Here is a 25919-nt window from a genome sequence, read left to right as displayed (position 1 = left end):
ATCAGTTCAGGCTCATGGCGGCCAGCCATTCGTCGATCCAGGCACGACGGTTTTTCGCCACTTGGGCAGGGTCCATCAGGAATGTCTTTGCCGGTTTCACCAGCGTGTCGAACGCTTTTGGCAGCGGCTTTTCGATCGGCGCGGCCGGCATCATCCAGTTGGTGGTGGCGATTTCATCCTGAAAAGCCGGCGTCACCATAAAGGCGAGAAATTGCTGAGCGAGTTCTTTGTTCGGCGTATTTTTCAAAAGGCCGGCCACTTCGATCTGGATGTAATGCCCTTCCTCAAAGGCGGCGGCCTGATACCGGTCGCTGTTTTCCTCCACCATATGATAGGCGGGCGAGGTCGTGTAGGACAGTACCATCGGCACTTCGCCCTTGGTGAACATGCCATAAGCTTCCGACCAGCCGGGCGTGACCGTCAGCACGCGCTTCTTCAACTGCGCCCAAGCTTCAGGGGCCTTGTCGCCGTAAACCGATTTCACCCAGAGCAGCAGACCTAGACCGGGGGTGGATGTGCGCGGATCCTCGATGACGATCTTTTGGGACGGATCGCCCTCGACCAGTTCCTTCAGGCTTTTCGGCGGATTTTTGAGTGTCTGTGTATCGTAGACGACAGCAAAATGCCCGTAGTCATAAGGCACAAAAATATCGTCGCGATAACCGCCCGGTACCGTCAGCTTGCTCATGTCGACGCCGCTTTTTTCGAACAGGCCGGTATCGATGGCTTCCTTGACGAGATTGGTATCGAGGCCGAGGGCGATGTCGGCTTTGGTGCCGGTGCCCTCCAGCTTCAGACGGGTCAAAAGCGCCACGCCATCGGCGACGGCGACAAAATTTACTGTGCAGCCGCAGGTCGCCTCGAATGCTGCCTTCACTTTGGGCCCCGGGCCCCATTCGGCGACAAAACTTTCATAGGTATAGACGGTGAGTGTCTTCTTCTCCTGCGCCATGGCGGGCAGGACGAAGGAAAATGCGGCTGCCATGGCCGTGGCCAGAAAAGTGTTTGTCATGCGCATCGGCGCCTCCTCAATTCGATATTTGGGAATAGGGCGCTGGTGATGAGCCGTCTAATCCCTCCGCCGGTGTTAGCCGGATCAGGTTCCGCGGGTTGGCAAAGCCTCTCAGCCGCATTTGCATGCAGCACCCCGTTAGAGCGGTGAAAGATTTAGTCGTCGCCTGCGATCTTGGCAAGCGGTTGCAACTGCGTCGTGATGATCGTCAGTGCCGGACTCTCAAAGTTGGGCTTCAATGCTGGGTCTGGCGGAACACGTGCAGTTCACGCGGAACAGAGGCGATGCCGCCAATGCGGCTGGCGATCGCGTAATTGATCGACTGTTCCAGCACTTCCGGCATGGCCGGTTTGGTCAGAACACCGAGCGTGCCTTCAACGCCATCGTTCACGTCTTCCGGGTTGGCGGTCATGAAGATGACGGTGATTCCGAATTCCTCGGCCAACTGCCGGGCGATATCCGGTCCGGTCGGGCCGTCTGAAAGGTTGATGTCCACGAGCGCGATGTCGGAAGAGGCCGCAAGTGCCATCGCATGTTTGCGTCCGCTCGCAAAACCGGAGACTTCCAGCCCCATGCTTTCAATGGTTTCGGCCACATCGAGTGCTATGAGGAATTCATCCTCAACGATCATAACCCGTTGAATCATTGGCTTGCTCACCATCCGGCGAAACGCAGAACCCGCCGACATGGAACGTCCCCTTGTTGAACTCGAAACACATCTCCGGGGCCACGCCACAGCATGGGCAGGCAACCGGATTACATGTCGAACGTCCAGCAAACGCTAATGTTCCGCCGTGCAACAGACTTTTTTTGGTGGCAAGATGTTGTTAATGCTAACGTTTTGTAAGTGTTAGTTTTCCAGTTCCTCACGCAGCATTTCCAGTTCCAGCCATTCCTCTTCCATCTTTGCCTGTTTTTCACGCAAGGCAGCCGCCTGTTCCGCCAGTTTTGCAAAGGCTTTCGGGTCCTTGATGAACAGGTTGGGGTCGGCCATGGCCTGATCGTGCTTGGCGATATCGGCTTCGGTCTTGGCGATTTCCTTCGGCAGGTTTTCAAGCGCGAATTTCTGCTTGAAGGAAAGCTTGCCCTTGGCCTTCGCAGGTTCGCTCGACGATAATGCTGCTGCGGGGGCCGTGTCCGCCTTTGTTTTTTCGGCCTTGCGCTTCTCGTCGGCAACGCCCTTGCGCTGGGTCAGCATGTCGGTGTACCCGCCAGCATATTCGATCCAGCGTCCATCAGGTGCATCCGGATCGGCGGGCGCTATGGTCGAGGTCACGGTGCGGTCGAGAAAGTCACGGTCGTGGCTGACGAGAATGACGGTACCGTTATAGCCCGCCACGATTTCCTGAAGCAGGTCCAGCGTTTCGATATCGAGGTCGTTGGTCGGTTCGTCGAGGATCAAAAGGTTCGATGGCTTGGCCAGCATGCGGGCCAGCATCAGTCGGGCGCGCTCGCCACCGGAAAGGTTCTTGATCGGCGTGCGGATCTGTTCCGGCTGGAACAGAAAGTCCTTCATGTAGCCGGCCACATGCCGCTGCTCGCCGTTGACCAGCAGCGTCTCGCCGCGACCATCGGTCAGGTAATGCGACAGCGTATCTTCCGGATCGAGGTCCTCGCGTTTCTGGTCGAGCGTTGCGATTTCCAGGTTGGTGCCGAGCTTGATCCAGCCCGCGTCCGGCTTCAACTGGCCCGTCAGCATCTTGAGAAGCGTCGTCTTGCCGGCGCCGTTGGGGCCAACCAGACCGATGCGGTCGCCACGATGCACGCGGATCGAAAACGGCGCGACGATCGGCTTGTCATAGGTTTTTGTGATGTTTTCGGCTTCCACCACGAGTTTGCCGGACTCGCGACCCTCGGCCACCGAGGCCTGAACGGAACCCTGCGGTCCCTTATGGCCGCGATAGTCGGCGCGCATGGCCTGCAACTCGCCGACACGGCGCATGTTGCGCTTGCGGCGCGCGGTTACGCCGTAGCGCATCCAGTGTTCTTCGCGCTCGATTGCCTTGCCGAGCTTGTGCTGCTCGATCTCTTCCTCTTCCAGCACCTGATCGCGCCAGGCTTCGAAATGGCCGAAACCGCGTGACAGACGACGCGAGGTGCCGCGATCCAGCCAGACGGTGGCGTTCGATACCTTTTCGAGGAAACGACGGTCGTGGCTGATGACGACAAGCGCGCTGCGGGTCTTGCGCAATTCGTCTTCCAGCCATTCGATGGTCGGCAGGTCGAGATGGTTGGTCGGCTCGTCCAGCATCAAAATGTCCGGCTCCGGCGCCATGACGCGGGCAAGGGCTGCACGACGTGCTTCACCGCCGGAAAGACGGGACGGCTCTTCCTCACCCGTCAGGCCCAGATGTTCGAGCAGATAGGTGACGCGATAGGGATCGTCACCCGGTCCAAGGCCGGATTCCGCATAGGCTTGCACCGTCGTATAGCTGCCGAAATCCGGTGCCTGTTCCAGGTAGCGGATGGTGGCGGACGGATGGCGAAACACCTCGCCCGATTGCGCTTCCACCAGACCGGCAGCGATCTTCATCAGCGTCGATTTGCCCGAGCCGTTTCGGCCGACAAGGCAGATGCGGTCGCCCGGCTCCACCTGCAGGCTGGCGCCGTTCAGAAGCGGGGCGCCGCCAAAGGTCAGAAGGATATCGTCAAGTTTCAGAATGGGGGGTGCCATGGTTCAGGCTCCGGTCAGGTCATAGGGTCGGGCGAGCACGATTGCCCTGCCGGCTTTAAGGGAAAATTCCACTTGGCCTTCCGCGACATTGGAAACGGTGCGCGAGGAGCCGAAGGGAAGCGAAAAGTCGTTGAGCGGGTAACGCACGTTGCGAAGATCGAGACCTTCCAGATCGGAAAAGCCGAGAACCGAAAACAGCGAGCCTTTCGGCAGGTCCAGAACCCGCGTTCCGGGCAGAAGCGGCGCGGCTTCCTCGTCGCCGGAGGTCAAAAACACATCCAGCCCGCGTTCGGCAAGGCTCACGGCCGAAAGCAGGTGCTGCAGGGCGTGATCGGAGCGTTCTCCTGCCAGCGCGCCCGCAAAAATCAGCCGTGTCGCGCCACGGGCGATCGCTTCCGACGTGGCGATCTCGCCATCGGTCTCGTTCTTGGCCGGCGGAAATGGCTGGCGCTCCACCTGCGGCCAGCGCGCCAGCAACGCCTCGTCTGAGGAATCGAAATCGCCTACCCACAATTCCGGCTCAAGCCCAAGCGCTTGCGCATGCCGCATGCCGCTATCGGCCGCAATGATGCGGCTGCCGGCCAGCATTTCGCGCACGCGGTCGGTTACATTAAGCGGGCCGCCGAGAAGGATGGTGAAGGTCGTTGATGTCATCGGCACTGCCCATAGCGCAAACTGGCGAAAAAGGGAAAGCGTGACGCCCGCATTCCGCAAATTTCATCGAACAGGGGAGAGTGCGGGCAATCCGTCTGTCCGGCGCAAAATCATGCTCCCATTGACGCCGGCTCTGGCAAGGATTATCTGATATACCGAACTTCGTGGTGATTTGGCCGGCCGGCTTGCAGCCACGTTAAAAAAGTCGCTAAAGGGCCGCGAGGAATAGGTACTCCCCACGGACCGGTCTGCGATTTTTTGCGGCCGGTTTTTTGTTTTGTGGGTTCCGACATGCCGATCAAGATTCCCGATACCCTGCCTGCCTTCACGACCCTGGTTGAAGAAGGCGTGCGCGTGATGACCGAGACCGCCGCCGTGCGGCAGGACATCCGCCCGTTGCAGATCGGCTTGCTCAACCTCATGCCCAACAAGATCAAGACAGAGATCCAGATGGCGCGCCTCGTTGGCGCCTCGCCTCTGCAGGTTCAGTTCTCGCTCATCCGTATCGGCGGCCACAAGGCCAAGAACACGTCCGAAGAACATCTCCTGTCCTTCTACGAGACCTGGGAAGAGGTGAAGGACCGCAAGTTCGACGGTTTCATCATCACCGGTGCACCCGTGGAACTGCTGCCTTACGAGGACGTCACCTATTGGGACGAACTGAAGCAGATCCTCGACTGGACGCACACCAATGTCCATTCGACGCTGAATGTCTGCTGGGGCGCGATGGCGGCCATCTATCATTTCCACGGCGTGCCCAAACACCAGCTCGATGAAAAGGCGTTTGGCGTCTATCGCCACCGCAATCTGGCGCCGGCTTCGGTTTATCTCAATGGTTTTTCCGACGATTTTCAGGTGCCGGTGTCACGCTGGACAGAGGTGCGCCGCGAAGACATCGCCAAAATCCCGGATCTGGAAATCCTGATGGAATCCGAAGAAATGGGCGTCTGCCTCGTGCATGAAAAGAAGGGCAATCGCCTCTTCATGTTCAACCATGTGGAATATGATTCCACTTCGCTCGCCGATGAATATTTCCGCGATGTCGATGCCGGTATCCCGATCAAGATGCCGCATGACTATTTTCCGCATAACGATGCCGAGCTGACGCCGCAGAACCGCTGGCGCAGCCATGCGCATCTGTTCTTCGGCAACTGGATCAACGAGATGTATCAGACAACGGCCTATGATCTCGAGGAGATCGGCAAGGGCCGCAACTGATCGGCAGGGTTTGCGACCAGAATATTGCGTCGCATGATTTTCATCATCGCGACGATGCGTAAGCCATTGCTAAGGCAGTCGAAATAAGAGAGGTTGCTGTCTCAGGTTGAGGGAGCTGCTTTTATGGTTGCAGGGGAACGCGAGGTTTTCGGTCACACGCCGAAGGGAGAAACCGTGCATCGGGTAACGATATCCGGTGGCGGACTGACGGCAACGGTGCTGACCTGGGGGTCGGTCATTCAGGACCTTCGGCTCGAAGGTCACGATGCGCCGCTGGTGCTCGGCCTCAACACGCTCGATGAATATCTGCGCCACTCACCCTATTTCGGCGCCACGCCCGGGCGGGTTGCCAATCGCATCAGCGCCGGCAGTTTTGAACTCGATGGCGTCGAGTACCAGCTGGAACTCAACGAAAACGGTCTCGGCCACCTGCATGGCGGCAGCGACGGCATCGCCAGGCGCAACTGGACGATCGTTGATCTTTCCGCCGACCGTGTCGTGCTGTCGATCATCGATGCGGATGGCCGTGGCGGTTACCCGGGCAATTGCACGATCACCGCCACCTATCACCTGAAGGATGAAGGCGTTCTTTCGGTGGTCTACGAGGCGACCACCGACAAGCCGACCATATGCAATGTCTGCCAGCATTCCTATTTCAATCTCGATGGCAGCGACACGATCCTTGATCACCAGATCATGCTGGCCGCCGATCACTATCTGCAGGTCGATGACATGCTGATGCCGACCGGCTCACTGATTCCGGTGACGGAAACCGATTTCGATTTTCGCGAGATGCGGCCGATCCGCCGCGAGGTCGAAGGTGTGCAGGTGCCTTACGACCACAATTTCTGCCTTTCGACCGAACGTGTCGAAAAGCGCAGCGTGGCGCTGGTGCGCAGCCTCAATTCCGGCGTCGCCATGGAAGTGCGTACCACCGAGCCAGGTGTGCAGTTTTATGCCGGGGTGAAACTGCACGTGCCGGTATCCGGCATCGGTGGCCGGCCTTACGACAATTACAGCGGTTTCTGCTTGGAAACCCAGGTCTGGCCGGATGCTGCCAACCATCCGCGTTTTCCGACCGCCGTGCTGCGACCCGGTGAGACGTTGCGGCAGGAAACCGACTATGTGTTTTCGCGCAGCTGACTATTGGAAGAAGGTCAGGAGCAGGTAGATGGCGCTCTTGACCATGGCGTAAACGACGCCTGCCACAACACCGAGTGAAACCACACCGGTCGCAGTTCCTGCGATCGTCCAGACACCATCCTTTTCCAGAATGCCGAAGGCGATGATGCACAGCGCTAAGGCCGGCAGCATGTTGCCGAGCGGGATCGGCAGTGCCAGCACGAGCGCGAGGATCAGGCAGAGGCCACCTAAAAGCCGTTCGGCGAGAGGTGTCGCAAAAGCCTGCAGCCGCGGTTTCAGCATCCGCTCCGCCTTGATGATCCATGGCTGGGTTCTTGCCATCATCGCGGCAAAGTCGACCCTGGTCATCGAGCGATCGGCGATCAGCCGTGGCAACCAGGGTTTCATGCCCAGCATCAGTTGCGCTGTCAGAAAGATCAGCGGAATACCGAGGACGGAGGATGTGCCGGGCGGCGTCGGAAAGCAGTTCGGTACCGAAAATACAAAGATCAGCGCGGCGATGGCGCGATCATCCATGCTGGCAAGAATGTCGCCGACTGATATGCGCTCACGGCTTTCGTCACCGGCAAGGTTTGCGAGGATTTCTGAAAAGCGCAGGTCGCTTCGCCCTGCATCACCCTTGTCGGCGCGCATGAATGTTTCGTCTGAAGCCATCGAGTCCAGAGATATGTTTATTGCGGCCGATGCGTGGCTTGTAGGGGAAAGAGGTGACAGAAAAAAGAAATGGCCGCGGGCAGGCGCGGCCATTTCGGATGGTGAAGGCGATAAGGATCAGAAATCCATGTCGTCGCCGCCGTCATCCATTCCGGTATCGGCATCTTCGGCCGGCTGTGCCGGTTCAGGGGCCGGCGTTTCCGCCGCCTGCGCCTCGTTGCCGCCCATCATGCCCATGATGGCATTGCCGATGAGCACGCCGCCGGCGACGCCCATGGCTGTCTGTGCGGCACCGGCCAGAAAGCCGCCGCCACCGCCCATGGGGCCGCGCTGCGCGGCACCCTGGCGACCCCATGGGCCGCTCGACTGTCCGCCCTGCTGCCCGTCCGCTTGACCATTGGGATCAGCATAGGCGTTCTGGGCATGACCCTGATTGCCGTAGGCTCCAGCTGTCGCCGGTGCGCCACCGCGATAGGCAGCGGTATTGGCGGGCTGCTGACGCGGCTGGCTATTGCTGCCGAACATGCTGGAGAAAAACCCGCCGCCGCCGGCCGGTCGTGCCGAGGCCTGGTGTTCCAGTTCCTCGATCCGACGCTGGGCAGCTTCAAGCGCCTGTTCCTGCACGACGATCGTCTGTGCCATGAAATAGGGCGCTGCCGGCTGTGATGCGACGCGCTGGTTGATGAAGGTTTCGGCCTCGCCATCCCGTGGTCCGGTCTGGCCTTCCACCTGCTTCAGTTTACCGAACAGGCCGTCGATTGCATGGCGGTCGTTCTGGTCCATGAAGGATACTCCTTGTTTCGCTCGGTCTTATTCTTCGCGCTGGCCGGTGAAGTTCAGCAGCAGCTGGAAGATGTTGACGAAGTTCAGGTAGAGCGAGAGCGCGCCCATGACGGCCATCTTCTGCTGGCTCTCCTGGTCAAAGTTTTCGGCATACTGCTGCTTGATGTTCTGCGTGTCCCACATGGTCAGGCCGAGGAAGACCACGATACCGATGACCGAGACAGCGAACTGCAGGGCGCTGGAGCCGAGGAAGATGTTGACGACCGAGGCGATCATCACACCGATCAGACCCATGATCATGAACGAGCCCAGCTTGGTGAGGTCACGCTTGGTGACGTAACCGTAGAGGCTGGTCGCGCCGAACATGGTGGCGGCGATGAAGAAGGTGCGGGCAATGCTGGCGCCGGTGAACACGAGGAACACGGAAGCGAGCGACAGACCCATCACGGCGCAGAAGATCCAGAAGGTCATCTGGGCGGAGGCCGCCGACATGGACTGGATCTTGAACGAAAAGAAGAACACGAAGGCGAGCGGCGCCAGCATCACCACCCACTTGAGCGGGGTGGAGAAGATCGGCACGTACAGCGCCGGCGTCGAGCCGACGACGAAGGCGATGAGGCCGGTGATGACAAGGCCGAGACCCATGTAGTTGTAGATGCGCAGCATATGCTGGCGCAGGCCCTCGTCGAAATCCGCGCGGGACTGGACGGAGGAATTGTAGCCGAAGCGAGGCGTATTCATCAAATTGCTCCTCTTGTGATTTTAATAAAGCGTGTCGGCGAGGGTCTGTGCCTCGTCCTTCAACTGGTTTGGATTCTGGGTTTCAGAGACGAGCGCATAAGCGACGTCGCCGATCTGCCAATAGGAAGCCTGCACGCCGGCAGACTTCGTCAGTGTCGCCTGCTGCACGGCAAAACTGCCGGGGCGTACGGCAAACAGCGACAGCCGCTCGCGACCATCGCGCAGGATGGTCACCTCGACGCTTGGGCCGAAGGCGGATGGAAAGATCTGCACGTCCTTCACCTGCCAGTCAGCCGGGATGTCCGGCATGACGATGGCGGTGGCGGAGCGGATGCCGGCGGCATCGTAATTGGCTGCCTCCATCTGCGAAGGCATGGTTTCGCGCAGTTTCGACGTTGTGTGCGCGCTGATGGCCGCATCGACAAAACTCGGAACCGGCGTCGAGGCTTCCACCGTGCTTGGGGTGAACGGACCGACGGTGCTGTTGGCAAACCAGCCGGCGCACAGCAGCAGGCCGATGGCAGCCACCCGCTGGATCGAATGGAACAAGCGGTTTCGCGACAGTGCGCCCTGCAGACGGCGGGCGGCCTCGCGGGTTTCCGGCCTTCCATGCGTCGGCGCCTTCGCCAGCGCCAGACGCAGTTCGCCACGGATCGAAAGATCGGCCATCACCTTGGCGGCGATCTCCGGGTGTTCGGAAAGATGAGCCTCCACCTCGATCCGGCGCGCGGTGTCGAGCTGGTCGTCCACATAGGCGTCGATATCGGTGGGCAGGATCGGGTCAACGGGTTTCATCGCGTCCGCCTCCAATGATCTTCAGGTGACTGGGTGTGGCATTGCGCCGGCCTTCCTCGAAAGCGCGCAGTTTTTCGCGCGCACGCGAAATGCGCGACATCAGCGTGCCGACAGGAATTGAAAGTGCGGTTGCGGCTTCCTGATAGGAAAGACCTTCGATCGCCACCAGATGCAGGGCATCGCGCTGTTCGTCGGGCAGGCCGTGAAAGGCGTCGCGCAGCTGTTTCAGGCGGATCGAATGACTGGGGTCCGCCTGCTCGACGGTATCGATCAGATAGGCCGCATCGTCATGGCGGCGGTCGAGCGATTTTGCCCGGCGCAGACGGTCGATATGGGTATTGTGCACGATCGACAGCAGCCAATTGCGCAGGTTGCCGCCGGTGCGGAATGTCGCCTTGCGCTCATAGGCGCGCACCAGCGCGTCATGCACAAGGTCTTCCGCATCGTCCGGGTGGCGAACAAGCGAACGCGCGTAACGGCGCAAGCTCGAAAGCTGTGCCAGAACGTCAAAGGGCTGTCGTTTGTTGCTCATGACCGAATATACGCAAGCCGAACGCGGTTTATTCCGCCGGACGCGAAATTTTTTCGGCAGACCGCGCGAAGCCGTTTCCGGCTCGGCCATATCGTCATGTCATGAGAACTGTTTTGAAGAGAAAATGGAGCGGGTGAAGCGATTCGAACGCTCGACCCTAACCTTGGCAAGGTTATGCTCTACCCCTGAGCTACACCCGCTCATAATCCACCGGTCCGGGGTAGTTATGCTGAACCGTGGGCCGCATCGCTGCGACGAGGCGGTGTATCGCTCAAACCATTTTCAAATGCAACAGGGAAATTGCGTGGGCGCGAAGAAAATCTTTGGCGGCTGGAAAAATGGATATGCGGACAGGGCAGGCGGGTTTGCTGGTCCTATCATGTCGCTTGCAGACCTTGTTGCGTTCAAAAGCGCTGTCTAATGTCGCGGAAACATCAGAACGGAAGCGCATGATATGACCGAGACCACCCAGCCCGTAACGCTGCCCGCCACTGCCGACGACCTTTTCAAGTTTCTGGATAGTCTCGGCATCCCGCATAAGACGAAAACCCACGCGCCCGTCTTCACCGTTTCGGAGTCCGAGAGCCTGCGCGACGAAATCCCCGGCGCCCACACCAAGAACCTGTTCGTGAAGGACAAGAAGGACCAGTATTTCGTCGTCACCGTCGAGGAGCGCGCCGAGGTGGACCTGAAAACCATACACAAGGTCATTGGCGCTTCCAGTCGCGTCTCGTTCGGCCGTCCGGAAAAGATGATCGAGTTTCTGGGCGTCATCCCAGGCTCCGTAACGGTGTTTGCAGCTTTCAATGACAAGGACAAGAATGTCACCTTTGTCTTGGACGAGGCATTGATGGAGCACGAGATCATTAACGGCCACCCGCTGTCCAATGATGCAACGACCTCGGTTTCAACCGATGATCTGGTCCGCTTCTTCAACGCCACCGGGCATGAACCGCTTGTCTTGAAAGTAACGGGCTGACATACGATCTTTTTAGCCTACATATAAAGGCAATCAGACACTTTCCGGGGAGACCATCATGAGCGACACGAACAATCCTTATGGCGGCAGCCAGTATGGCGGTTCCTACGGCCAGTCTTATGGTGGCGGCACCTCGGTTTCCTATGGTGGTGCCCCCGCAGCTCCGGCGCCTGCCGAGCCGACCCCGGCTTCCGCCGAGTCTCCGGCTTCGGCCGGTGACGTGATCGTTGATACGACCACGGCCGGTTTCACCAGGGATGTTCTGGAAGAGTCTCGTATCCGTCCGGTGCTGGTCGATTTCTGGGCGCCGTGGTGCGGTCCCTGCAAGCAGTTGACGCCTGTCATCGAAAAAGTGGTCAATGACGCCGGTGGTGCCGTCCGTCTGGCCAAGATGAACATCGATGATCATCCGTCCATTCCCGGCCAGCTCGGCATCCAGTCCATCCCGGCCGTCATCGCCTTTGTCGATGGCCGCCCGGTTGATGGTTTCATGGGCGCCGTACCGGAAAGCCAGGTGCGTGAATTTGTCGAAAAGCTCGCGGGCCCTCCCGGTGCCGATCAGGCTGCCGAAATCGAGGCAGCGCTGACCGAAGCTGAAGGCCTGCTGGCTTCCGGCCAGGTGCAGGAAGCGGCCCAGCTTTACGGCGCGGTGTTGCAGGCGGATCAGGAAAACGCCAACGCGGCCGCCGGCATGATGCAGTGCCTGATCACGCTCGGTGAAACTGCGCGTGCGTCGCAGATGCTCGCCTCGTTGCCGGAAGAAATGGCTGCTGATCCCGCGATCCAGACGGTGAAGACGAAGCTCGAACAGATCGAAGAAGCCCGCAAGCTGGGTGATCCTGTGGCGCTTGAACAGGCGCTTGCCGCCAATCCGGATGATCACGAAGCCCGTATGAACCTTGCAAAGATTCTCAACGTGCAGGGCGATCGCGAGGCTGCTGCCGAACATCTGCTCACCATCATGCGCAAGGATCGCACATTTGACGAGGATGGTGCGCGTCGTCAGCTTCTGCAGTTTTTCGAAGTCTGGGGTCCAAAAGATCCTGCGACTATCTCGGCCCGCCGCCGGCTTTCGTCCATTCTGTTTTCCTGATCAAATCTTGCACTTGCGTTTCGGCATGACCGCCCCACATTACTCGTGAGGCGGTCAGCCGGCATGAAACACGGCCGCGGGAGGGACCGCCGGAACTTCCGGAGGTTAGGCATGCATGTTGGCAACGCGCGATATCTGAAACTCGAGGATATTCCCGAAAAAATCCCCGTTTTTCCCCTCACGGGCGCGCTTCTCCTGCCCGGTGGGCAACTCCCCCTCAATATTTTCGAACCACGGTATCTGGCCATGTTCGATGCGGCCATTTCCGGCAACCGCCTGATCGGTATGGTGCAGCCCGCGATGGGCGAACATGATGGCGAAGAGGGCACGCGGTCTGCCCTCAGCCATATCGGCTGTGTCGGGCGCATCACTTCTTTCGGTGAGACAGGCGACGGTCGTTACATCACTTCGCTTAGTGGCATTTGCCGTTTTCGCCTTCTTGACGAGATCGGCGACGGCCATCCCTTCCGCACATTCAAGATCTCGCCGTTTCTCTCGGACCTGACGGACGATGACGAGGCGTCGGTTGATCGTGAGGCGCTGCTGCGCGTCTTTCGCGATTATCTCGATGCCAACAAGCTGGAAGCCGACTGGGAAAGTGTGGAGCGTGCCGGAAATCGTACGCTGGTCAACTCGCTGTCGATGATGTCCCCTTTCGGTCCGGCCGAAAAACAGGCATTGCTGGAAGCCCCGGACCTCAAGTCGCGTGCCGATACGCTGATTGCGATCACCGAGATCCTGCTCGCGCGTGGCTTTGGCGAGGCTGATACGACAAGGCTGCAATAGGCAAGGTGATGGACGAAAGACTGAGCAAGGTTGATCCAAAGCTGTTGGAACTGCTGGTCTGCCCGCTTTCCAAGGGGCGGCTGGTTTTCAAGCGCGATACCAACGAGCTCGTGTCGGAAGGCGTGCGGCTCGCCTATCCGATCCGTGACGGCATCCCGATCATGCTCGTATCCGAAGCCCGCAAGCTGGAAGACTGAAGGCTCGCCGTCACCTCGGGCATTGGCCCGAGGATCGTGTGCAAACCTCTGACCTTAAATCGCCTGACCGGCCAAAAGGCGTGGTCCGCCCTTCTCCGATGTGCCGGCCGCTTCGCCGATAAAGTAGGATTTCACACCCGGCAGGCGTTCGACGATGCCGAGTCCCAGATCGCGGGCGATGCGGATCGGGCCGATATCATTGGAGAACAGCCGGTTCAGCACGTCGGTCGTCACGCCCATTCTAAAGGTGTCGAAGCGGCGCCAGGACTGGTAACGCTCCAACACGTTCAGCGAGCCGATGTCGAGGCCAAGCCGGTCGGCTTCAACCACGGTTTCGGCGAGGGCCGCCACATCCTTGAAGCCAAGATTGAGGCCCTGTCCGGAAATCGGGTGAATGCCGTGCGCGGCATCGCCCGCCAATGCAAACCGCTGCGCCACGAAGGAACGCGACAGGGTGAGGCCGAGCGGAAACGCCTTGCGGCCACCCAGTACACGCAATTCCCCCAGCTTGTGGCCAAACCGGCGCTGCAATTCTTCTTCAAAAACTAGATCGTCGGAGGCGACCAGCCTTTCGGCATCGGCCGTGCGCTCGGTCCAGACCAGCGATGAGCGATTGCCGGTCAATGGCAGGATGGCAAACGGGCCGGACGGCAAAAAGTGTTCTTCGGCCACGCCGTCATGCGGTCGTTCATGTTCCACGGTCGCAACGATGCCGGACTGGTCGTACTTCCAGCTCACCGTCTTGATGCCGGCCATGTCGCGCAGCTTTGACCGAACGCCGTCGCATGCGACAAGCAGGCGGGTCTCGACCGTCGAGCCGTCCGAAAGAGACAGTGTCGTCGCCGTGTTGCCGGCGACAAAGCCGGTGCCGGAAACACCGTGGCGGATGGTGATGCCGAGGCGCGCACAAGCATTGCGCAGCGCCCGTACCATCGAGACATTGGGGATCATGTGCGCAAAAGGCTTTCCGTCCTCGACGTCACCGTCAAAAGTCAGGAAAACGGGTCGGACGGGATCGGAGGTTCGCGAATCGGTGACGATCATGCGGTTGATCGGCTGTGCGTCCGGCAGGATCTCCTGCCATGCGCCAAAAACGTCGAGCATGCGGCTGGCGGCGGCGATCACGGCGGAGGCGCGCTCGTCCTTTTCCCACACGCCTTCGGGTGCTGCTTCGATCACTTCCACAGCAAGGTGTGGTGCTGCCTGCTTGACGGCCACCGCGGCGCTGAGGCCCACATAGCCGCCTCCGACGATCAGCATGTCCAGCATTTGACGCTCCGTTCGCTATTGCATTTCATGGTCTATATAGAGCATGCCTCTTCGGCTTCCTATCACCGGGACTGATCAAAATGCCGCATAATGACGATTCCACACGCTCCGCCATGGATGGCCTGTTGGCCACGCTCGATCTGGAAAAGCTCGAGGAAAACCTGTTTCGCGGCAAAAGCCCAAAGGTAGGCTGGCAGCGCGTTTTTGGCGGGCAGGTGATCGCGCAGGCGCTTGTCGCCGCGCAACGCACCGTGGATGCGGATCGTTTCACCCATTCGCTGCACGCCTATTTTCTGCGTCCCGGCGATCCGGCGGTGCCGATCGTCTATCAGGTGGAGCGCATGCGGGATGGCTCCAGTTTCACCACCCGCAGCGTCGTCGCCGTCCAGCACGGTCGCCCGATCTTTACGATGACGGCGTCGTTTCAGATCGATGAGCTCGGCTTCGACCACCAGATCGACATGCCAAAGGTGCCGCCGCCGGAACAGTTGCTGGGCGAGGACGATTTTCAGGCGCAGGTTCTGTCGCATGCTCCCGAGGCGATCCGGAAATACTGGGGCCAGAAGCGTCCGGTGGAGTTCCGCCCGGTCTCGCTGCGCCATTACATGACGCGTGAAAAACTCGATCCGGAACAGCAGATCTGGGTGCGCACCACAGGCCCGGTGCCGGATGATCGCGGCATGCAGGCGGCGGTGCTGGCCTACCTGTCCGACATGACATTGCTGGATACGTCGCTTTACGCGCACGGCTCGACGATTTTTGATCCGAGCATTCAGGCGGCCAGCATCGATCACGCCATGTGGTTTCACCGTCCGCCCGCGTTCGATGACTGGCTGCTCTACACGCAGGATAGTCCGAATGCCCGCAATGCCCGCGGAATGACCCGTGGCAGCATTTTTACGCGTTCCGGTGTGCTGGTCGCGTCGGTGGCGCAAGAAGGATTGATTCGCAAACGGGCAAATGACTAAATTGTAGTCATTTAGAAAATTACGCTGAAAAATTGGTCAATTTTTAGGCCGCCAAGCTTCGCAAGTTTGGCGGCCTTTTATTTTTGTTTTTTATTTCAATAACTTGATCTCCATTTTGAATCTGGCACGCGCCTTGAATGGTAGGGCGTAGTCGATGTGCCTGATCAGCCATCGATCAGGGAACATCGGCCATTCGCCGACATAACGAAGGATGGGAAACCACATGAAAATCGTGATGGCCATTATCAAGCCGTTCAAGCTCGATGAGGTGCGCGAAGCACTCACGGCAGTCGGTATCCAAGGCCTGACCGTAACCGAGGTCAAGGGTTACGGGCGCCAGAAGGGACATACCGAAATCTATCGCGGTACCGAATATGCCGTCAGCTTCCTGCCGAAGCTGAAAATCGAAATCGCCGTCGCAGCCGATGTCGTCGAAAAAGCCGTGGAAGCTATCGCCTCGTCTGCCAAGACGGGCCAGATCGGCGACGGCAAGATTTTTGTCTATTCGATCGAACAGGCCGTGCGCATCCGCACCGGCGAAACCAACACCGAAGCACTTTAAGCAGGGCGTTCAGGGGAGATTTAGAGCTATGCAATTCAAAACGTTTTCCACCCTTGGACGCGTGGGAGCAGCCGCTTCGGCGCTTCTCGCTCCGGCCGTCGCCTTTGCCCAGGAAGCGGCAGCACCAGCTGCCACTGCTGCTGCGGCAACCCCGGTTCCGGACAAGGCCGATACCGCCTTCATGTTCATCTGCACGCTTCTCGTGTTCTTCATGATCATGCCGGGCATTGCGCTGTTTTACGGCGGCCTCGTGCGCACCAAGAACATGCTGTCGGTGCTGATGCAGTGCACGGTCGTCGCGGCCGCTGTCATGCTGATCTGGGTGACCTACGGTTACTCCTTCGCCTTTGGTGGCAGTACCTCTGCTTTCTGGGGCGGCACGGCAAAGATGTTCCTCTCGGGCGTCACGGTCGATTCGACCGCTGCCACCTTCTCCGATGGCGTCGTCATTCCGGAATTCATCTTCGTGATGTTCCAGATGACCTTTGCAGCCCTCACGCCAGCCCTGATCGTCGGCGCCTTTGCCGAGCGCATCAAGTTCTCGGCCGCAGTTCTGTTCTGCATTCTGTGGGTCACCTTCGTCTATTTCCCGATCGCCCACATGGTCTGGGATGCAAACGGCCTGATCTTCGGCTGGGGCGCGCTTGATTTCGCAGGCGGCACGGTCGTTCACATCAATGCCGGTCTTGCAGGCCTCATCGGTGCGATCATGGTCGGCAAGCGTACCGGCTTCGGCAAGGACATGATGGCTCCGCACTCGATGACGCTGACGCTCGTCGGTGCCGCCATGCTGTGGTTCGGCTGGTTCGGCTTTAACGCCGGTTCCAACCTCGAGGCTTCCGGCGGCGCGATGCTCGCAACCGTCAACACCTTCGTTGCCACCGCCGCTGCCATCCTGTCGTGGTGCATCGTCGAAACGTTTACCCGCGGCAAGGCTTCGCTGCTCGGTGCCGTTTCGGGCATGATCGCCGGTCTCGTTGCCATTACACCGGCTGCCGGCATTGCCGGCCCGATGGGCGCCATCATCATGGGCCTCATCGTTTCGCCGCTGTGCTACTTCTTCGTGGCGGTCGTGAAGAACAAGTTTGGTTACGATGACACGGCTGACGTCTTTGGCGTCCACGGTATCGGCGGTCTTTTCGGTGCGCTTGCCACCGGCATCTTTGCCTCCTCGTCGCTCGGCGGCATCGGTTATGCCGATGGCGTCACCATGGGCGGCCAGTTCATGACCCAGCTCTACGCCGTCCTCGTCACCATCGCATGGTGCGGTATCGGCTCCTTCGTCCTTTACAAGATCGTCGATCTGATCGTCGGTCTGCGCGTCACGGTCGAAGCAGAACGCGAAGGTCTCGACCTCGCCTCGCATGGCGAAGCCGCCTACCACAATTAATCGGTTTTCGCGCGGCGGCCGCTACTGTCGCGCGAACCTGACATCTCGAAATCCTTCTGAAAGGCCCGAAACAGCCCGTTTCGGGCCTTTTTGTTGGGTAAATTTTGCCCTTACAGGCGTGGTTAAAGTTGCGTTAACCTGCTTTCGGTAGCCTCTGTCTCAACTGGGCGCATTGCGTGTCGGGCCGCCGGACCGACCGCCATGCCCAAAACTGGTTACAGGCTGGTGATAATGAGCAGAAGCAATTCGGCAGCCATGGCGCATCGTTCGACGCGCCTTGTGCTTACCGCTTTCGTCATGCGTCAGGTTCTGGCGCTTCTTGGTTTCGGGATCTTTCTCGGGCTCGCGCTTGGCATTGCCGCGCTGGCAACGTGGAACGTTGCCGATCCGAGCTTCTCCTACGCCACTGATAATCAGCCGACGAACCTTCTCGGGTCGGCCGGTGCGGCCTTTGCCGACCTGATGATGCAGTTTCTGGGCCTTGCCAGCGTGCTTGCGCTTCTGCCGGTGCTTGCCTGGGCGATGGCACTGATCACCGGTCGTCATATCGACCGCATGCCGGCCCGTATCGCGGCCTGGGCGGGTGCAGCCCTTGCCGGTGCCGCCACTCTCGGCTGTTTTCCGGCACCACTCACCTGGCCCATTCCCAATGGTATCGGCGGTGTCCTGGGCGATATGATCCTACGTTTCCCAGCTCTTTTTGTCGGCGCTTATCCCACCGGCATGCTTGCCACCGTTCTCGGTTGCATTTTTGCCGTGCCGACCGCGTGGCTGATGTTCTTTTCTTCCGGTCTGATCGGTCACCGCGAAGCAGTCGAAGTCGACGAGGATGACGTTCCGGCACCCCCACGCCGCAATGCCGCGCAGGATGACGACGACGAGGACGAAGGCGGCTTTGGCGGTTTCCTCGCCTTCGGTGCGCTCGCCCACTATTGGTATATGGGCCATGCTCAGGTCCGCCGTCTGTTCGGAATCAAGTCCCGCAGCCGTATGGGCGGTCACCACGAACAGCCTTATGATTTCAACGATGACGAATTCGGCGGCCTCAACGAACCGGTGCGTGCCAAGGCGATGAACCGTGGCGACCGTCGCGAACCGTCCATGGATGGCGGAGAGTTTGCCAACCGCACCATGGCCCGCCGTGCCGTTGCCGCGCCGTCCATGTCGCAGGATGATGGCGACGAATATGATGACGATGTCGGCATGCGCCGTCCGGCCGGTATCCTGCCGGATGACGATGAGTTCGTCTCCAGCCCGCGTGCCCGTGGCAGTTCGCGTGTCACGCCGGCAGCAGCGGCGCCAAAACCGAGTGCGCGTGTCGGTCGCGAAGCTCAGTCCTCGTTCATCGATGCTGAAGGTTTCCAGCTACCCTCCGTGCATCTGTTGACGGAGCCGAAAGCCGTTGCCCGCGATGCGTCTCTATCTGCTGACGCGCTGGAACAGAATGCCCGCATGCTCGAAGGCGTGCTGGAAGACTTTGGCGTCAAGGGCGAGATCATCCATGTCCGTCCGGGCCCCGTCGTCACGCTTTACGAACTGGAGCCGGCCCCCGGCATCAAGTCGTCGCGCGTCATCGGTCTCGCCGACGATATCGCCCGCTCGATGAGCGCGATCGCCGCTCGCGTCGCCGTCGTTCCCGGCCGCAATGCCATCGGTATCGAACTGCCCAATTCCACCCGCGAAACCGTCTACCTGCGCGAAATGATCGGCAGCCGCGATTTCGAGGGCAGCAAGGCAAAACTTGCCATGGCGCTCGGCAAGACGATCGGCGGTGAACCCGTCATCGTCGATATTGCCAAGATGCCGCATCTTCTCGTTGCTGGTACCACCGGTTCTGGTAAATCCGTTGCCATCAACACCATGATCCTGTCGCTGCTTTACCGTCACAGCCCGGAAAAATGCCGCCTGATCATGATCGATCCAAAAATGCTGGAACTGTCGATCTATGACGGCATTCCGCATCTGCTCTCACCTGTCGTCACGGATCCGAAAAAGGCGGTCGTTGCGCTCAAGTGGACCGTCCGCGAGATGGAAGAGCGTTACAAGAAGATGTCGAAGATCGGCGTCCGTAACATTGACGGCTTCAACACCCGTGTCGAACAGGCGATCGCCAAGGGTGAAGTGTTGACCCGCACCGTGCAGACAGGGTTCGATCGCCAGACCGGCGAAGCGATGTACGAGACGGAAGAATTCGATCTCAAGCCGCTGCCCTATATCGTCGTCGTCATCGACGAAATGGCCGACCTGATGATGGTGGCCGGCAAGGATATCGAAGGCGCGGTCCAGCGTCTGGCGCAGATGGCGCGTGCCGCCGGCATCCATGTCATCATGGCGACCCAGCGTCCGTCGGTCGACGTCATCACCGGCACGATCAAGGCAAACTTCCCGACGCGTATCTCCTTCCAGGTTACGTCCAAGATCGACAGCCGCACCATCCTTGGTGAGCAGGGTGCCGAACAGCTGCTGGGCATGGGCGACATGCTTTACATGGCCGGTGGTGGCCGCATCCAGCGTGTCCATGGGCCGTTCGTCTCGGATAACGAAGTCGAGGAAATCGTCTCCTACTTGAAAAGCCAGGGTGCGCCCCAATATCTCGAAGCAATTACGGCAGACGACGAGGATGACGACGAAGGCGGCCCGGCGGGCACATCCAATCTCTCGGATTCGGATGATCCTTACGATCAGGCAGTGGCAATCGTGCTGCGTGACGGCAAGGCGTCTACGTCCTACATCCAGCGTCGGCTGGGCATCGGTTACAACCGCGCTGCATCGCTGATCGAGCGAATGGAGCAGGAGGGACTGATCGGCCCGGCCAACCATGCCGGAAAACGCGAGATACTGGTGCCGACAGAGAACGATATTCTCGATCGGTAACCGCGCTGTGATAAGGCGCGGCCATCAAGCCGCCGCCTTTTATGGTGAGGAAGAGACTGAAGGAGAATACTGAATGACACTGAAGACCATGCCGCAGATCCTGACGCCCTCCCTCAGCCGCCGCGCTTTTGTCACCGGCGTCACGGCCACGGCGGTTGGAAGTCTCATCGGCCTGCCCGCACTCGCGCAAGGCACCGCCTCGGCGCAGAAGATCGCCGACCATTTTTCCTCCGTCAAAACCATGATGGGCGAATTTGTGCAGTTCGGCCCGCGCGGTGAACAGACAGGCGGAAAGTTCTTCATCGAACGTCCCGGTAAGCTGCGCTTCAATTTCGAGGATCCGTCGCCGATCCGCGTCATCGCCGACGGCAAGAACGTCGTCATTGGTAACCTGAAGCTGAAGACCTGGGATATCTATCCGCTGTCCAAGACACCGCTCAGCCTGCTTCTGTCGGACAAGATCGACCTGCAGAACCAGACGGTGCGCGACGTCAAGGAAGAGTCGGATCTGATCACCATCGTGCTCGGTAACAAGAGCATTTTTGGTGATTCCACCATCACCATGATGTTCGATCCGAAAACATACGACCTGCGTCAGTGGACCATTACCGATCTCCAGAACAAGGAAACCTCGGTAATGATCTACAATGTCCAGAACGGTACGCAGTTCGACGACAAGGTTTTCCAGATCGACTACCAGGCGGTTCACCGCCGATAAGCTGTTTACAGCCGGACAAGAATTCGAAGGGTCGCCGAAATGGCGGCCTTTCTGCTTTTCAGGGCATGTTAAATTTCATAGACCCTTGCGCAACAGCAGGGGATTTTTCGAATGTCATTTTCCGTCACCACCTGGAACATCAATTCGGTGCGGCTGCGCATGCCGATCGTCGAGCAGTTTATTGCCCGACATCAGCCGGATATTCTCTGCCTGCAGGAGATCAAGTGCCAGGAGCCGGAATTTCCGCTCGCTCCGCTGAAAGCGCTCGGTTACGAGCACATCATCATTCACGGCCAGAAGGGTTATCACGGGGTGGCGATCGCCTCGCGGGTGCCGCTCTCCGAAGATCATCGCCAGAATTACTGCAATGTCGGTGATGCCCGCCACATCTCGGCGATCTTCGAGCGCGGCTCGCGCCGCATCCGCCTGCATAATTTTTATGTCCCCGCCGGTGGCGACGAGCCGGACCGCACGATCAATCCGAAATTTGGTCACAAACTAGATTTTCTCGAAGAGATGAAGGTGCTGAAGGCGGATATGCCGGGTGTGTCCTCCATCCTCGTCGGCGATCTCAACATCGCGCCGCTGGAGCACGATGTCTGGTCGCACAAGCAGCTTCTAAAGATCGTCAGCCATACGCCGGTCGAAACCGATGGCATGAAGGAAGTCATCGCCAAGGGCGGCTGGCTCGACCTGATGCGCCAGCACACACCGGAGCCGGAAAAGATCTACACGTGGTGGAGCTACCGCGCCAAGGATTGGGAAGCCGCCAACAAGGGACGCCGCCTCGACCATATCTGGTCGTCGCCGGAGCTTGGTCCTTTCCTCGACAAGATCGAGGTTCTGAAGGAAGCGCGCGGCTGGAACCAGCCGTCAGACCACGTGCCGGTGACGGCGACGTTCAAGTTCTGATGCGTGGTATTATGCTGCTTGGGTTTGGATCCTCGGCTCGAGGCCGGGGATGACGACGGTGGGAGGGATTTTCCGCCAATGAGCCTTCTGCTGGATCCCCACTTGAGGCACCTCGCAAATTCTCTCTTTGGTCATCCTCGGGCTTGACCGGAGGATCCATTAACAAACGCGCCGAGGCCAGCGTTCCCTATTGGAACCGGCTTTCCATCGCGGCTGCCGCCTGCGCCATGCGCACCAGATTATCACGGATGCGCGCCTGCAAAATCTGTGCGGCGCGCGGATATTCTTCCAGCAGGCGGTGGAACAGGGTGCGGGTTACCTTCAGCACATCGCTGTCTTGTAGCGCCACGGCCGTGTATTTGCGCTCCACCATCGTGATCAGCGCGAGTTCGGACAAAAGTGCGCCGGAGCCCACCTCTTTCTCCACCTGCATATGGCCATCACGCCCAAGCGTCGATAGCTGGAAGCGCCCGCTTGCCACCACGAAGGCGCATTCGGCTGGCGAATGTTCGCGAAACAGCGCCTGGCCGTGAGCGACCGTTCGCCGTTCTGCACCAAAAGCGATCAGCCGCAACTGGTCGCCATCCATGTCGGAAAACAATGGCACCTGCGAGAGCAGGCGAATGTCGTCGGCAAGTGCCATTGTTAAAAGTCCTTACGGTACGATCTTGTAACCACCGTTTTCCGTCACGAGGATTTCCGCGTTGGACGGGTCGCGCTCGATCTTCTGGCGCAGGCGGTACACATGGGTTTCCAGCGTGTGGGTTGTGACGCCCGAATTATAACCCCAGACCTCTTCCAGCAACACATCGCGCGTAACAACCTTCTGGCCGGCGCGATAGAGATAACGGATGATCGCCGCTTCCTTTTCCGTCAAACGGATCTTTTTGCCGTCGTCGGTGGTCAAGAGCTTCTGGCTCGGCTTGAACACGTAAGGCCCGACGGTAAACGTCGCGTCTTCGCTCTGCTCGTACTGACGCAACTGGCCGCGGATACGCGCCAAGAGAACCGCGAAACGGAACGGCTTGGTCACATAATCGTTGGCGCCGGCTTCGAGGCCGAGAATGGTGTCGCTGTCGGTATCATGGCCGGTCAGCATGATGATCGGCGCCTTGAAGCCGCTCTTGCGCAGCAGTTTCACCGCCTCTCGTCCATCCATGTCCGGCAGGCCGACATCCATGATCAACAGGTCGATCTGGCCCGCCTTGGCAGCCTGCATCGCCTTGGTGGCGTTGCTCTCCTGCAGAATGTTGAATTCTTCATAAAAGGAAAGCTGCTCGACCAGCGTTTCGCGCAGGTCGTTATCGTCGTCGACCAGAAGGATGGTGCGTGCTGCCATGTAGAACTTGCCTCTTTGTTGTCGCGGGCCATCACGGATGGTGCGCGGCCGACTGTTTCGGGCACTTGATGTAAGTGCTAGCTTGCTATGAATTCAAATAAAATCATGAGCAAAGCAAAAACTTGTGAGGAAAATGCGAGCAAAGGCCGAAAAGAAAAGGGGTCCACCAACAATTGTGGTGCGGCAGGCGCCTGGAAAGCGTTCGCGAGCGCTTGTCCAATGCGGTCCAATCACCATTCCCGCTGCCATCGGTCGCTCCGGGCGAACCGCGCGCAAGCGGGAAGGGGACGGCGCAACGCCGATCGCCGCCATGTCCGTACTTTCCGGTTTTGTCCGTGGCGACCGCGTGCGCGCACTGCCGACGGCACTGCCCATGCGCCGCATCCGCTCTGACATGTTGTGGTGCGATGAGCCCGGCCATCCGAGCTATAACCGCCTGGTCAAGGCGCCGTTCAAGCCCAGCCACGAGGAGATGAAACGGGCAGACGGACTTTACGATGTCTGCCTCGTTCTCGACTGGAATATCTCGTCACGCCGGCGAAACCGCGGATCGGCGATCTTCTTTCACCTCATCCGGCCGGGATTTGAGCCGACTGCCGGCTGCGTCGCCGTCGAGCTGCGAGATATGCGGCGGCTGATGAAAGTCATCCAGAAAGGAACCGTGGTGAAGGTGATCGGCTAGGAGACTTACCCGAAAATCTTCTCCACCAGCCCATGCACACGCCGGAACGCGGCCTTGGCGCCCTCGGCAGCGTCGATCTCTTCTGCTTCCGAAAGCGGCAGGTCGTTATAGGCGGCCACGAAATTGCGCCAGTGAAGGCCACGGCCTTCCGGATGACCGGCAAGGTGACGCGCGCCAAAATCGTCGGACAGGTCAAGTTTCATCGCTTCCTTGCGCAGAAAGGCGGCGCCGAGGTTGGAGCCTTCGGCGACGTAAACCCAACCGAGTGCTGCAGCCGGGCTCAAAGGCCCGGTCGTGGAGGCAAGCGTTTCTGCTGTCCCGCCGAGATCGACGATATCCTGACGCAGCGCTTCCAGACGGCAACGATCGGCGAGGCCCGGGAGTTTTGCATTGAGGTCTGCCGATGCATAAAGCGGCGCGACATCGCCGTGAAAATGATGCTGGACCGCGAGAAACAGGGCGTAACGCTCGCGGCTGGCAAACGGTTCTGCCCGCATGATGCGCTTATCCAGCGTGTCGTGGGTCCCCGTGGTCAGTGCCTTCAGTCGCTGGATACGGGTGGATTCGGCCGGGCGTTCGAGTTCGATCAGCATTTCTTGTCCTTAACACTCATGTTTCGCATCAAGCAAATCGCCATGGGTGTCGTCAAGTGGGAGTGTTTGCGGAAGCGGACGCCGGCACATCGAAAACTTCGCCCGGTCGCATCGGACGGAAACGATGGCGGGAAATTTTGCGGCTGTCGAGCGCGGCATGCAGTGCTTCCACCGGCTGTTCGATGCCTTCATTGGTAAGTTTCACGGTGCCCCAATGATGGCCGGCAACGAAGGCGGCGCCGCAAAGCGCCATACCCTCCACCGCCTCTTCCGGGTTTTGATGCTGGGCTTTCATGAACCAGCGCGGCTCATAGGCGCCGAACGGCAGGTTGGCGAGGCGAAAACCGCCATGTTTTTCCTTCGCCGCGCGATAATTGATGCCGCTGTGAAAGCCGGTATCGCCGATATGATAGATCTTGCCGGCCGGCGTTTCGAACGCGAAAGCGGCCCAGAGCGCCTGCCGGCGGTCGTTCAAGCCACGTGCCGACCAGTGGTGGCAGGGCTCGCAATGGAAGATAACGCCGGGCGCAACACTTTCATTTCCGCCCCAATCCATCACCGTGATTTTCGCATCCGGCACGCGTGTGCGAATGATCGCGTCATTGCCAAGAGGGGTGATGAAATGCGGCTGGTCGCGCCCCTGCAACACCCACAGGGTTTCGAGATCGAGATGGTCGTAGTGATTGTGGGTGACGAGCACGATATCGATGGGCGGCAGATCGCCGATGCGGATGCCGGGCGGGTTGACGCGTTTCGGGCCGGTCCAGTTGAATGGGCTGGTGCGCTCCGACCAGACGGGATCGGTGAGGATGTTGAGACCGGCGACCTGGATGAGCATCGAGGCATGCCCGACCATGGTGACGACGATGCGATCGCCGCTGACGCGGGTTTCCGGCATGGCCTGCGGAAACGGGCTGGCAAATGTGTCAGGCCAGGGAATATTGCCGTTGCCGAGCTTCCAGCGCAGGAGATCAAGCGTGCCTGCCGGTTCCTCGCCATTCGGATTGAAAAAGTGGGTGCCGTCGAAATGATCCGAGACGGGACCCGTATAATACTTGTTGCCAGCCATGGCGCTCCTAGCCGTGAACCCGCCGGCAAGCGCGGCGATGGCAGCAAGACCGGTCATTTGAAAAAATTGCGACGGTTCATTCGTCATCTATAAGAAGCCGCAGCACAGGCTTCAAGCGTCGCCGAACATGGCGGACACCCGCCACACCTTGACTCTGCGCTCCATTTCCTGTTTAAGCCCCAAAATCTGCTGACAAGTCACGACTTGGAGCCGCCGACCGGGGCCGACATATTGAGCCCGGAGGTCAACATCCGACAGCGCGTTGCGCCCTCGGGTGCTTTT

27 protein-coding genes, 1 tRNA gene and 2 riboswitches are annotated in these 25919 nt (G+C 59.4%); of the genes, 13 read left to right on the top strand and 15 right to left on the bottom strand.

Features of this window, described 5'->3' with window-relative positions; genetic code table 11:
- Window position 1: 1 nt before the first annotated feature.
- The 4 genes from thiB to GAO09_RS18255 all read right to left on the bottom strand — a co-directional run bounded on the left by thiB (window position 2) and on the right by GAO09_RS18255 (window position 4340).
- Window positions 2-985 carry a thiamine ABC transporter substrate binding subunit gene (gene thiB, locus GAO09_RS18270; RefSeq protein WP_235938284.1) on the bottom strand — a complete coding sequence of 328 codons (984 nt, stop codon included), beginning with the start codon at window positions 983-985 and terminating at the stop codon, window positions 2-4.
- Between the two features lie 71 nt (window positions 986-1056).
- Window positions 1057-1160, bottom strand: a riboswitch (TPP riboswitch).
- Between the two features lie 87 nt (window positions 1161-1247).
- Window positions 1248-1658: a response regulator gene (locus GAO09_RS18265; RefSeq protein WP_153355616.1), complete on the bottom strand. Its 411-nt coding sequence runs from the start codon at window positions 1656-1658 to the stop codon at window positions 1248-1250.
- A gap of 204 nt (window positions 1659-1862) precedes the next feature.
- Complete coding sequence (locus GAO09_RS18260; RefSeq protein ID WP_153355614.1) at window positions 1863-3686, bottom strand: ABC-F family ATP-binding cassette domain-containing protein; 1824 nt, start codon at window positions 3684-3686, stop codon at window positions 1863-1865.
- A 3-nt stretch (window positions 3687-3689) separates the two neighbouring features.
- Window positions 3690-4340 (bottom strand): thiamine diphosphokinase, encoded by a 651-nt coding sequence (locus GAO09_RS18255; protein ID WP_153355611.1) that lies wholly within the window; start codon window positions 4338-4340, stop codon window positions 3690-3692.
- Window positions 4341-4494: 154 nt separating this feature from the next.
- A riboswitch (SAM riboswitch) is annotated at window positions 4495-4572 on the top strand.
- 59 nt (window positions 4573-4631) lie between these two features.
- Here GAO09_RS18255 and metA point away from each other — a divergent pair.
- Together metA and GAO09_RS18245 are read left to right on the top strand one after the other, a co-directional pair.
- On the top strand, window positions 4632-5558 hold the full coding sequence (gene metA / locus GAO09_RS18250) for a homoserine O-acetyltransferase MetA (RefSeq protein WP_153355609.1): 927 nt from the start codon (window positions 4632-4634) through the stop codon (window positions 5556-5558).
- Window positions 5559-5681: 123 nt separating this feature from the next.
- Complete coding sequence (locus tag GAO09_RS18245; RefSeq protein WP_153355607.1) at window positions 5682-6701, top strand: aldose epimerase family protein; 1020 nt, start codon at window positions 5682-5684, stop codon at window positions 6699-6701.
- Here the strand turns inward: GAO09_RS18245 and GAO09_RS18240 are convergent, their stop codons facing one another.
- The 6 genes from GAO09_RS18240 to GAO09_RS18215 all read right to left on the bottom strand — a co-directional run bounded on the left by GAO09_RS18240 (window position 6702) and on the right by GAO09_RS18215 (window position 10406).
- The gene (locus tag GAO09_RS18240) at window positions 6702-7334 is read right to left on the bottom strand and encodes an exopolysaccharide biosynthesis protein (protein ID WP_153355605.1); all 633 of its coding nucleotides are present in this window, start codon (window positions 7332-7334) and stop codon (window positions 6702-6704) included.
- Between the two features lie 138 nt (window positions 7335-7472).
- Window positions 7473-8138 carry a DUF2076 domain-containing protein gene (locus GAO09_RS18235; RefSeq protein WP_153355603.1) on the bottom strand — a complete coding sequence of 222 codons (666 nt, stop codon included), beginning with the start codon at window positions 8136-8138 and terminating at the stop codon, window positions 7473-7475.
- A 27-nt stretch (window positions 8139-8165) separates the two neighbouring features.
- Window positions 8166-8879, bottom strand: coding sequence for a Bax inhibitor-1/YccA family protein (locus GAO09_RS18230; RefSeq protein WP_153355601.1), 714 nt, complete (start codon window positions 8877-8879; stop codon window positions 8166-8168).
- A gap of 21 nt (window positions 8880-8900) precedes the next feature.
- Window positions 8901-9674 carry an anti-sigma factor family protein gene (locus GAO09_RS18225; protein WP_153355599.1) on the bottom strand — a complete coding sequence of 258 codons (774 nt, stop codon included), beginning with the start codon at window positions 9672-9674 and terminating at the stop codon, window positions 8901-8903.
- Window positions 9661-10206 (bottom strand): sigma-70 family RNA polymerase sigma factor, encoded by a 546-nt coding sequence (locus GAO09_RS18220; RefSeq protein WP_153355597.1) that lies wholly within the window; start codon window positions 10204-10206, stop codon window positions 9661-9663. Before GAO09_RS18220 ends, GAO09_RS18225 begins: the two co-directional genes overlap by 14 nt.
- A 125-nt stretch (window positions 10207-10331) precedes the next feature.
- Window positions 10332-10406: transfer RNA gene (locus tag GAO09_RS18215), tRNA-Gly, on the bottom strand.
- Between the two features lie 254 nt (window positions 10407-10660).
- Here GAO09_RS18215 and GAO09_RS18210 point away from each other — a divergent pair.
- The 4 genes from GAO09_RS18210 to GAO09_RS18195 all read left to right on the top strand — a co-directional run bounded on the left by GAO09_RS18210 (window position 10661) and on the right by GAO09_RS18195 (window position 13261).
- Complete coding sequence (locus GAO09_RS18210; RefSeq protein WP_153355595.1) at window positions 10661-11185, top strand: prolyl-tRNA synthetase associated domain-containing protein; 525 nt, start codon at window positions 10661-10663, stop codon at window positions 11183-11185.
- Window positions 11186-11243: 58 nt separating this feature from the next.
- Window positions 11244-12278: a thioredoxin family protein gene (locus GAO09_RS18205; RefSeq protein ID WP_153355593.1), complete on the top strand. Its 1035-nt coding sequence runs from the start codon at window positions 11244-11246 to the stop codon at window positions 12276-12278.
- Window positions 12279-12389: 111 nt separating this feature from the next.
- A complete protein-coding gene (locus GAO09_RS18200) occupies window positions 12390-13064 on the top strand; it encodes an LON peptidase substrate-binding domain-containing protein (RefSeq protein WP_153355591.1) in 675 nt (224 codons plus the stop codon).
- 8 nt (window positions 13065-13072) lie between these two features.
- The gene (locus GAO09_RS18195; protein ID WP_153355590.1) at window positions 13073-13261 is read left to right on the top strand and encodes a Trm112 family protein; all 189 of its coding nucleotides are present in this window, start codon (window positions 13073-13075) and stop codon (window positions 13259-13261) included.
- Between the two features lie 54 nt (window positions 13262-13315).
- Here the strand turns inward: GAO09_RS18195 and GAO09_RS18190 are convergent, their stop codons facing one another.
- Window positions 13316-14530, bottom strand: coding sequence for a ubiquinone biosynthesis hydroxylase (locus tag GAO09_RS18190; RefSeq protein WP_153355588.1), 1215 nt, complete (start codon window positions 14528-14530; stop codon window positions 13316-13318).
- Window positions 14531-14610: 80 nt separating this feature from the next.
- On the opposite strand from GAO09_RS18190, the gene tesB reads away from it, so the two are divergent.
- The 6 genes from tesB to GAO09_RS18160 all read left to right on the top strand — a co-directional run bounded on the left by tesB (window position 14611) and on the right by GAO09_RS18160 (window position 21954).
- Window positions 14611-15498 (top strand): acyl-CoA thioesterase II, encoded by an 888-nt coding sequence (gene tesB / locus GAO09_RS18185; protein WP_235938258.1) that lies wholly within the window; start codon window positions 14611-14613, stop codon window positions 15496-15498.
- 211 nt (window positions 15499-15709) lie between these two features.
- Window positions 15710-16060, top strand: a complete 351-nt coding sequence (locus GAO09_RS18180) for a P-II family nitrogen regulator (protein ID WP_165932080.1) — start codon at window positions 15710-15712, stop codon at window positions 16058-16060.
- Window positions 16061-16088: 28 nt separating this feature from the next.
- Window positions 16089-17450, top strand: coding sequence for an ammonium transporter (locus GAO09_RS18175; RefSeq protein ID WP_153355586.1), 1362 nt, complete (start codon window positions 16089-16091; stop codon window positions 17448-17450).
- Window positions 17451-17681: 231 nt separating this feature from the next.
- Window positions 17682-20324 (top strand): FtsK/SpoIIIE family DNA translocase, encoded by a 2643-nt coding sequence (locus GAO09_RS18170; protein ID WP_153355584.1) that lies wholly within the window; start codon window positions 17682-17684, stop codon window positions 20322-20324.
- 73 nt (window positions 20325-20397) lie between these two features.
- Window positions 20398-21042, top strand: a complete 645-nt coding sequence (locus GAO09_RS18165) for an outer membrane lipoprotein carrier protein LolA (RefSeq protein ID WP_153355582.1) — start codon at window positions 20398-20400, stop codon at window positions 21040-21042.
- A 111-nt stretch (window positions 21043-21153) separates the two neighbouring features.
- Window positions 21154-21954 carry an exodeoxyribonuclease III gene (locus tag GAO09_RS18160; protein WP_153355580.1) on the top strand — a complete coding sequence of 267 codons (801 nt, stop codon included), beginning with the start codon at window positions 21154-21156 and terminating at the stop codon, window positions 21952-21954.
- 187 nt (window positions 21955-22141) lie between these two features.
- On the opposite strand, the gene GAO09_RS18155 is transcribed toward GAO09_RS18160, so the two are convergent.
- Window positions 22142-22597 (bottom strand): cyclic nucleotide-binding domain-containing protein, encoded by a 456-nt coding sequence (locus tag GAO09_RS18155; RefSeq protein ID WP_153355578.1) that lies wholly within the window; start codon window positions 22595-22597, stop codon window positions 22142-22144.
- A gap of 12 nt (window positions 22598-22609) precedes the next feature.
- Complete coding sequence (locus tag GAO09_RS18150; protein WP_153355576.1) at window positions 22610-23293, bottom strand: response regulator transcription factor; 684 nt, start codon at window positions 23291-23293, stop codon at window positions 22610-22612.
- A gap of 133 nt (window positions 23294-23426) precedes the next feature.
- Between GAO09_RS18150 and GAO09_RS18145 the strand changes: the two genes are divergently transcribed.
- Window positions 23427-23975, top strand: a complete 549-nt coding sequence (locus GAO09_RS18145) for a L,D-transpeptidase family protein (RefSeq protein ID WP_153355574.1) — start codon at window positions 23427-23429, stop codon at window positions 23973-23975.
- A gap of 5 nt (window positions 23976-23980) precedes the next feature.
- Here the strand turns inward: GAO09_RS18145 and GAO09_RS18140 are convergent, their stop codons facing one another.
- Entirely contained in the window at window positions 23981-24568 is a 588-nt protein-coding gene (locus tag GAO09_RS18140; RefSeq protein WP_153355572.1) for a biliverdin-producing heme oxygenase, read from the bottom strand.
- A 52-nt stretch (window positions 24569-24620) separates the two neighbouring features.
- Window positions 24621-25637: an MBL fold metallo-hydrolase gene (locus GAO09_RS18135; RefSeq protein ID WP_235938256.1), complete on the bottom strand. Its 1017-nt coding sequence runs from the start codon at window positions 25635-25637 to the stop codon at window positions 24621-24623.
- Window positions 25638-25919: the final 282 nt, after the last annotated feature.

It is taken from the genome of Endobacterium cereale, assembly GCF_009617585.1.
GTDB lineage: Bacteria > Pseudomonadota > Alphaproteobacteria > Rhizobiales > Rhizobiaceae > Neorhizobium > Neorhizobium cereale.
The sequence above is the reverse complement of the archived record's forward strand: the minus strand, read 5'-3'. Positions and strand labels throughout refer to the sequence as shown.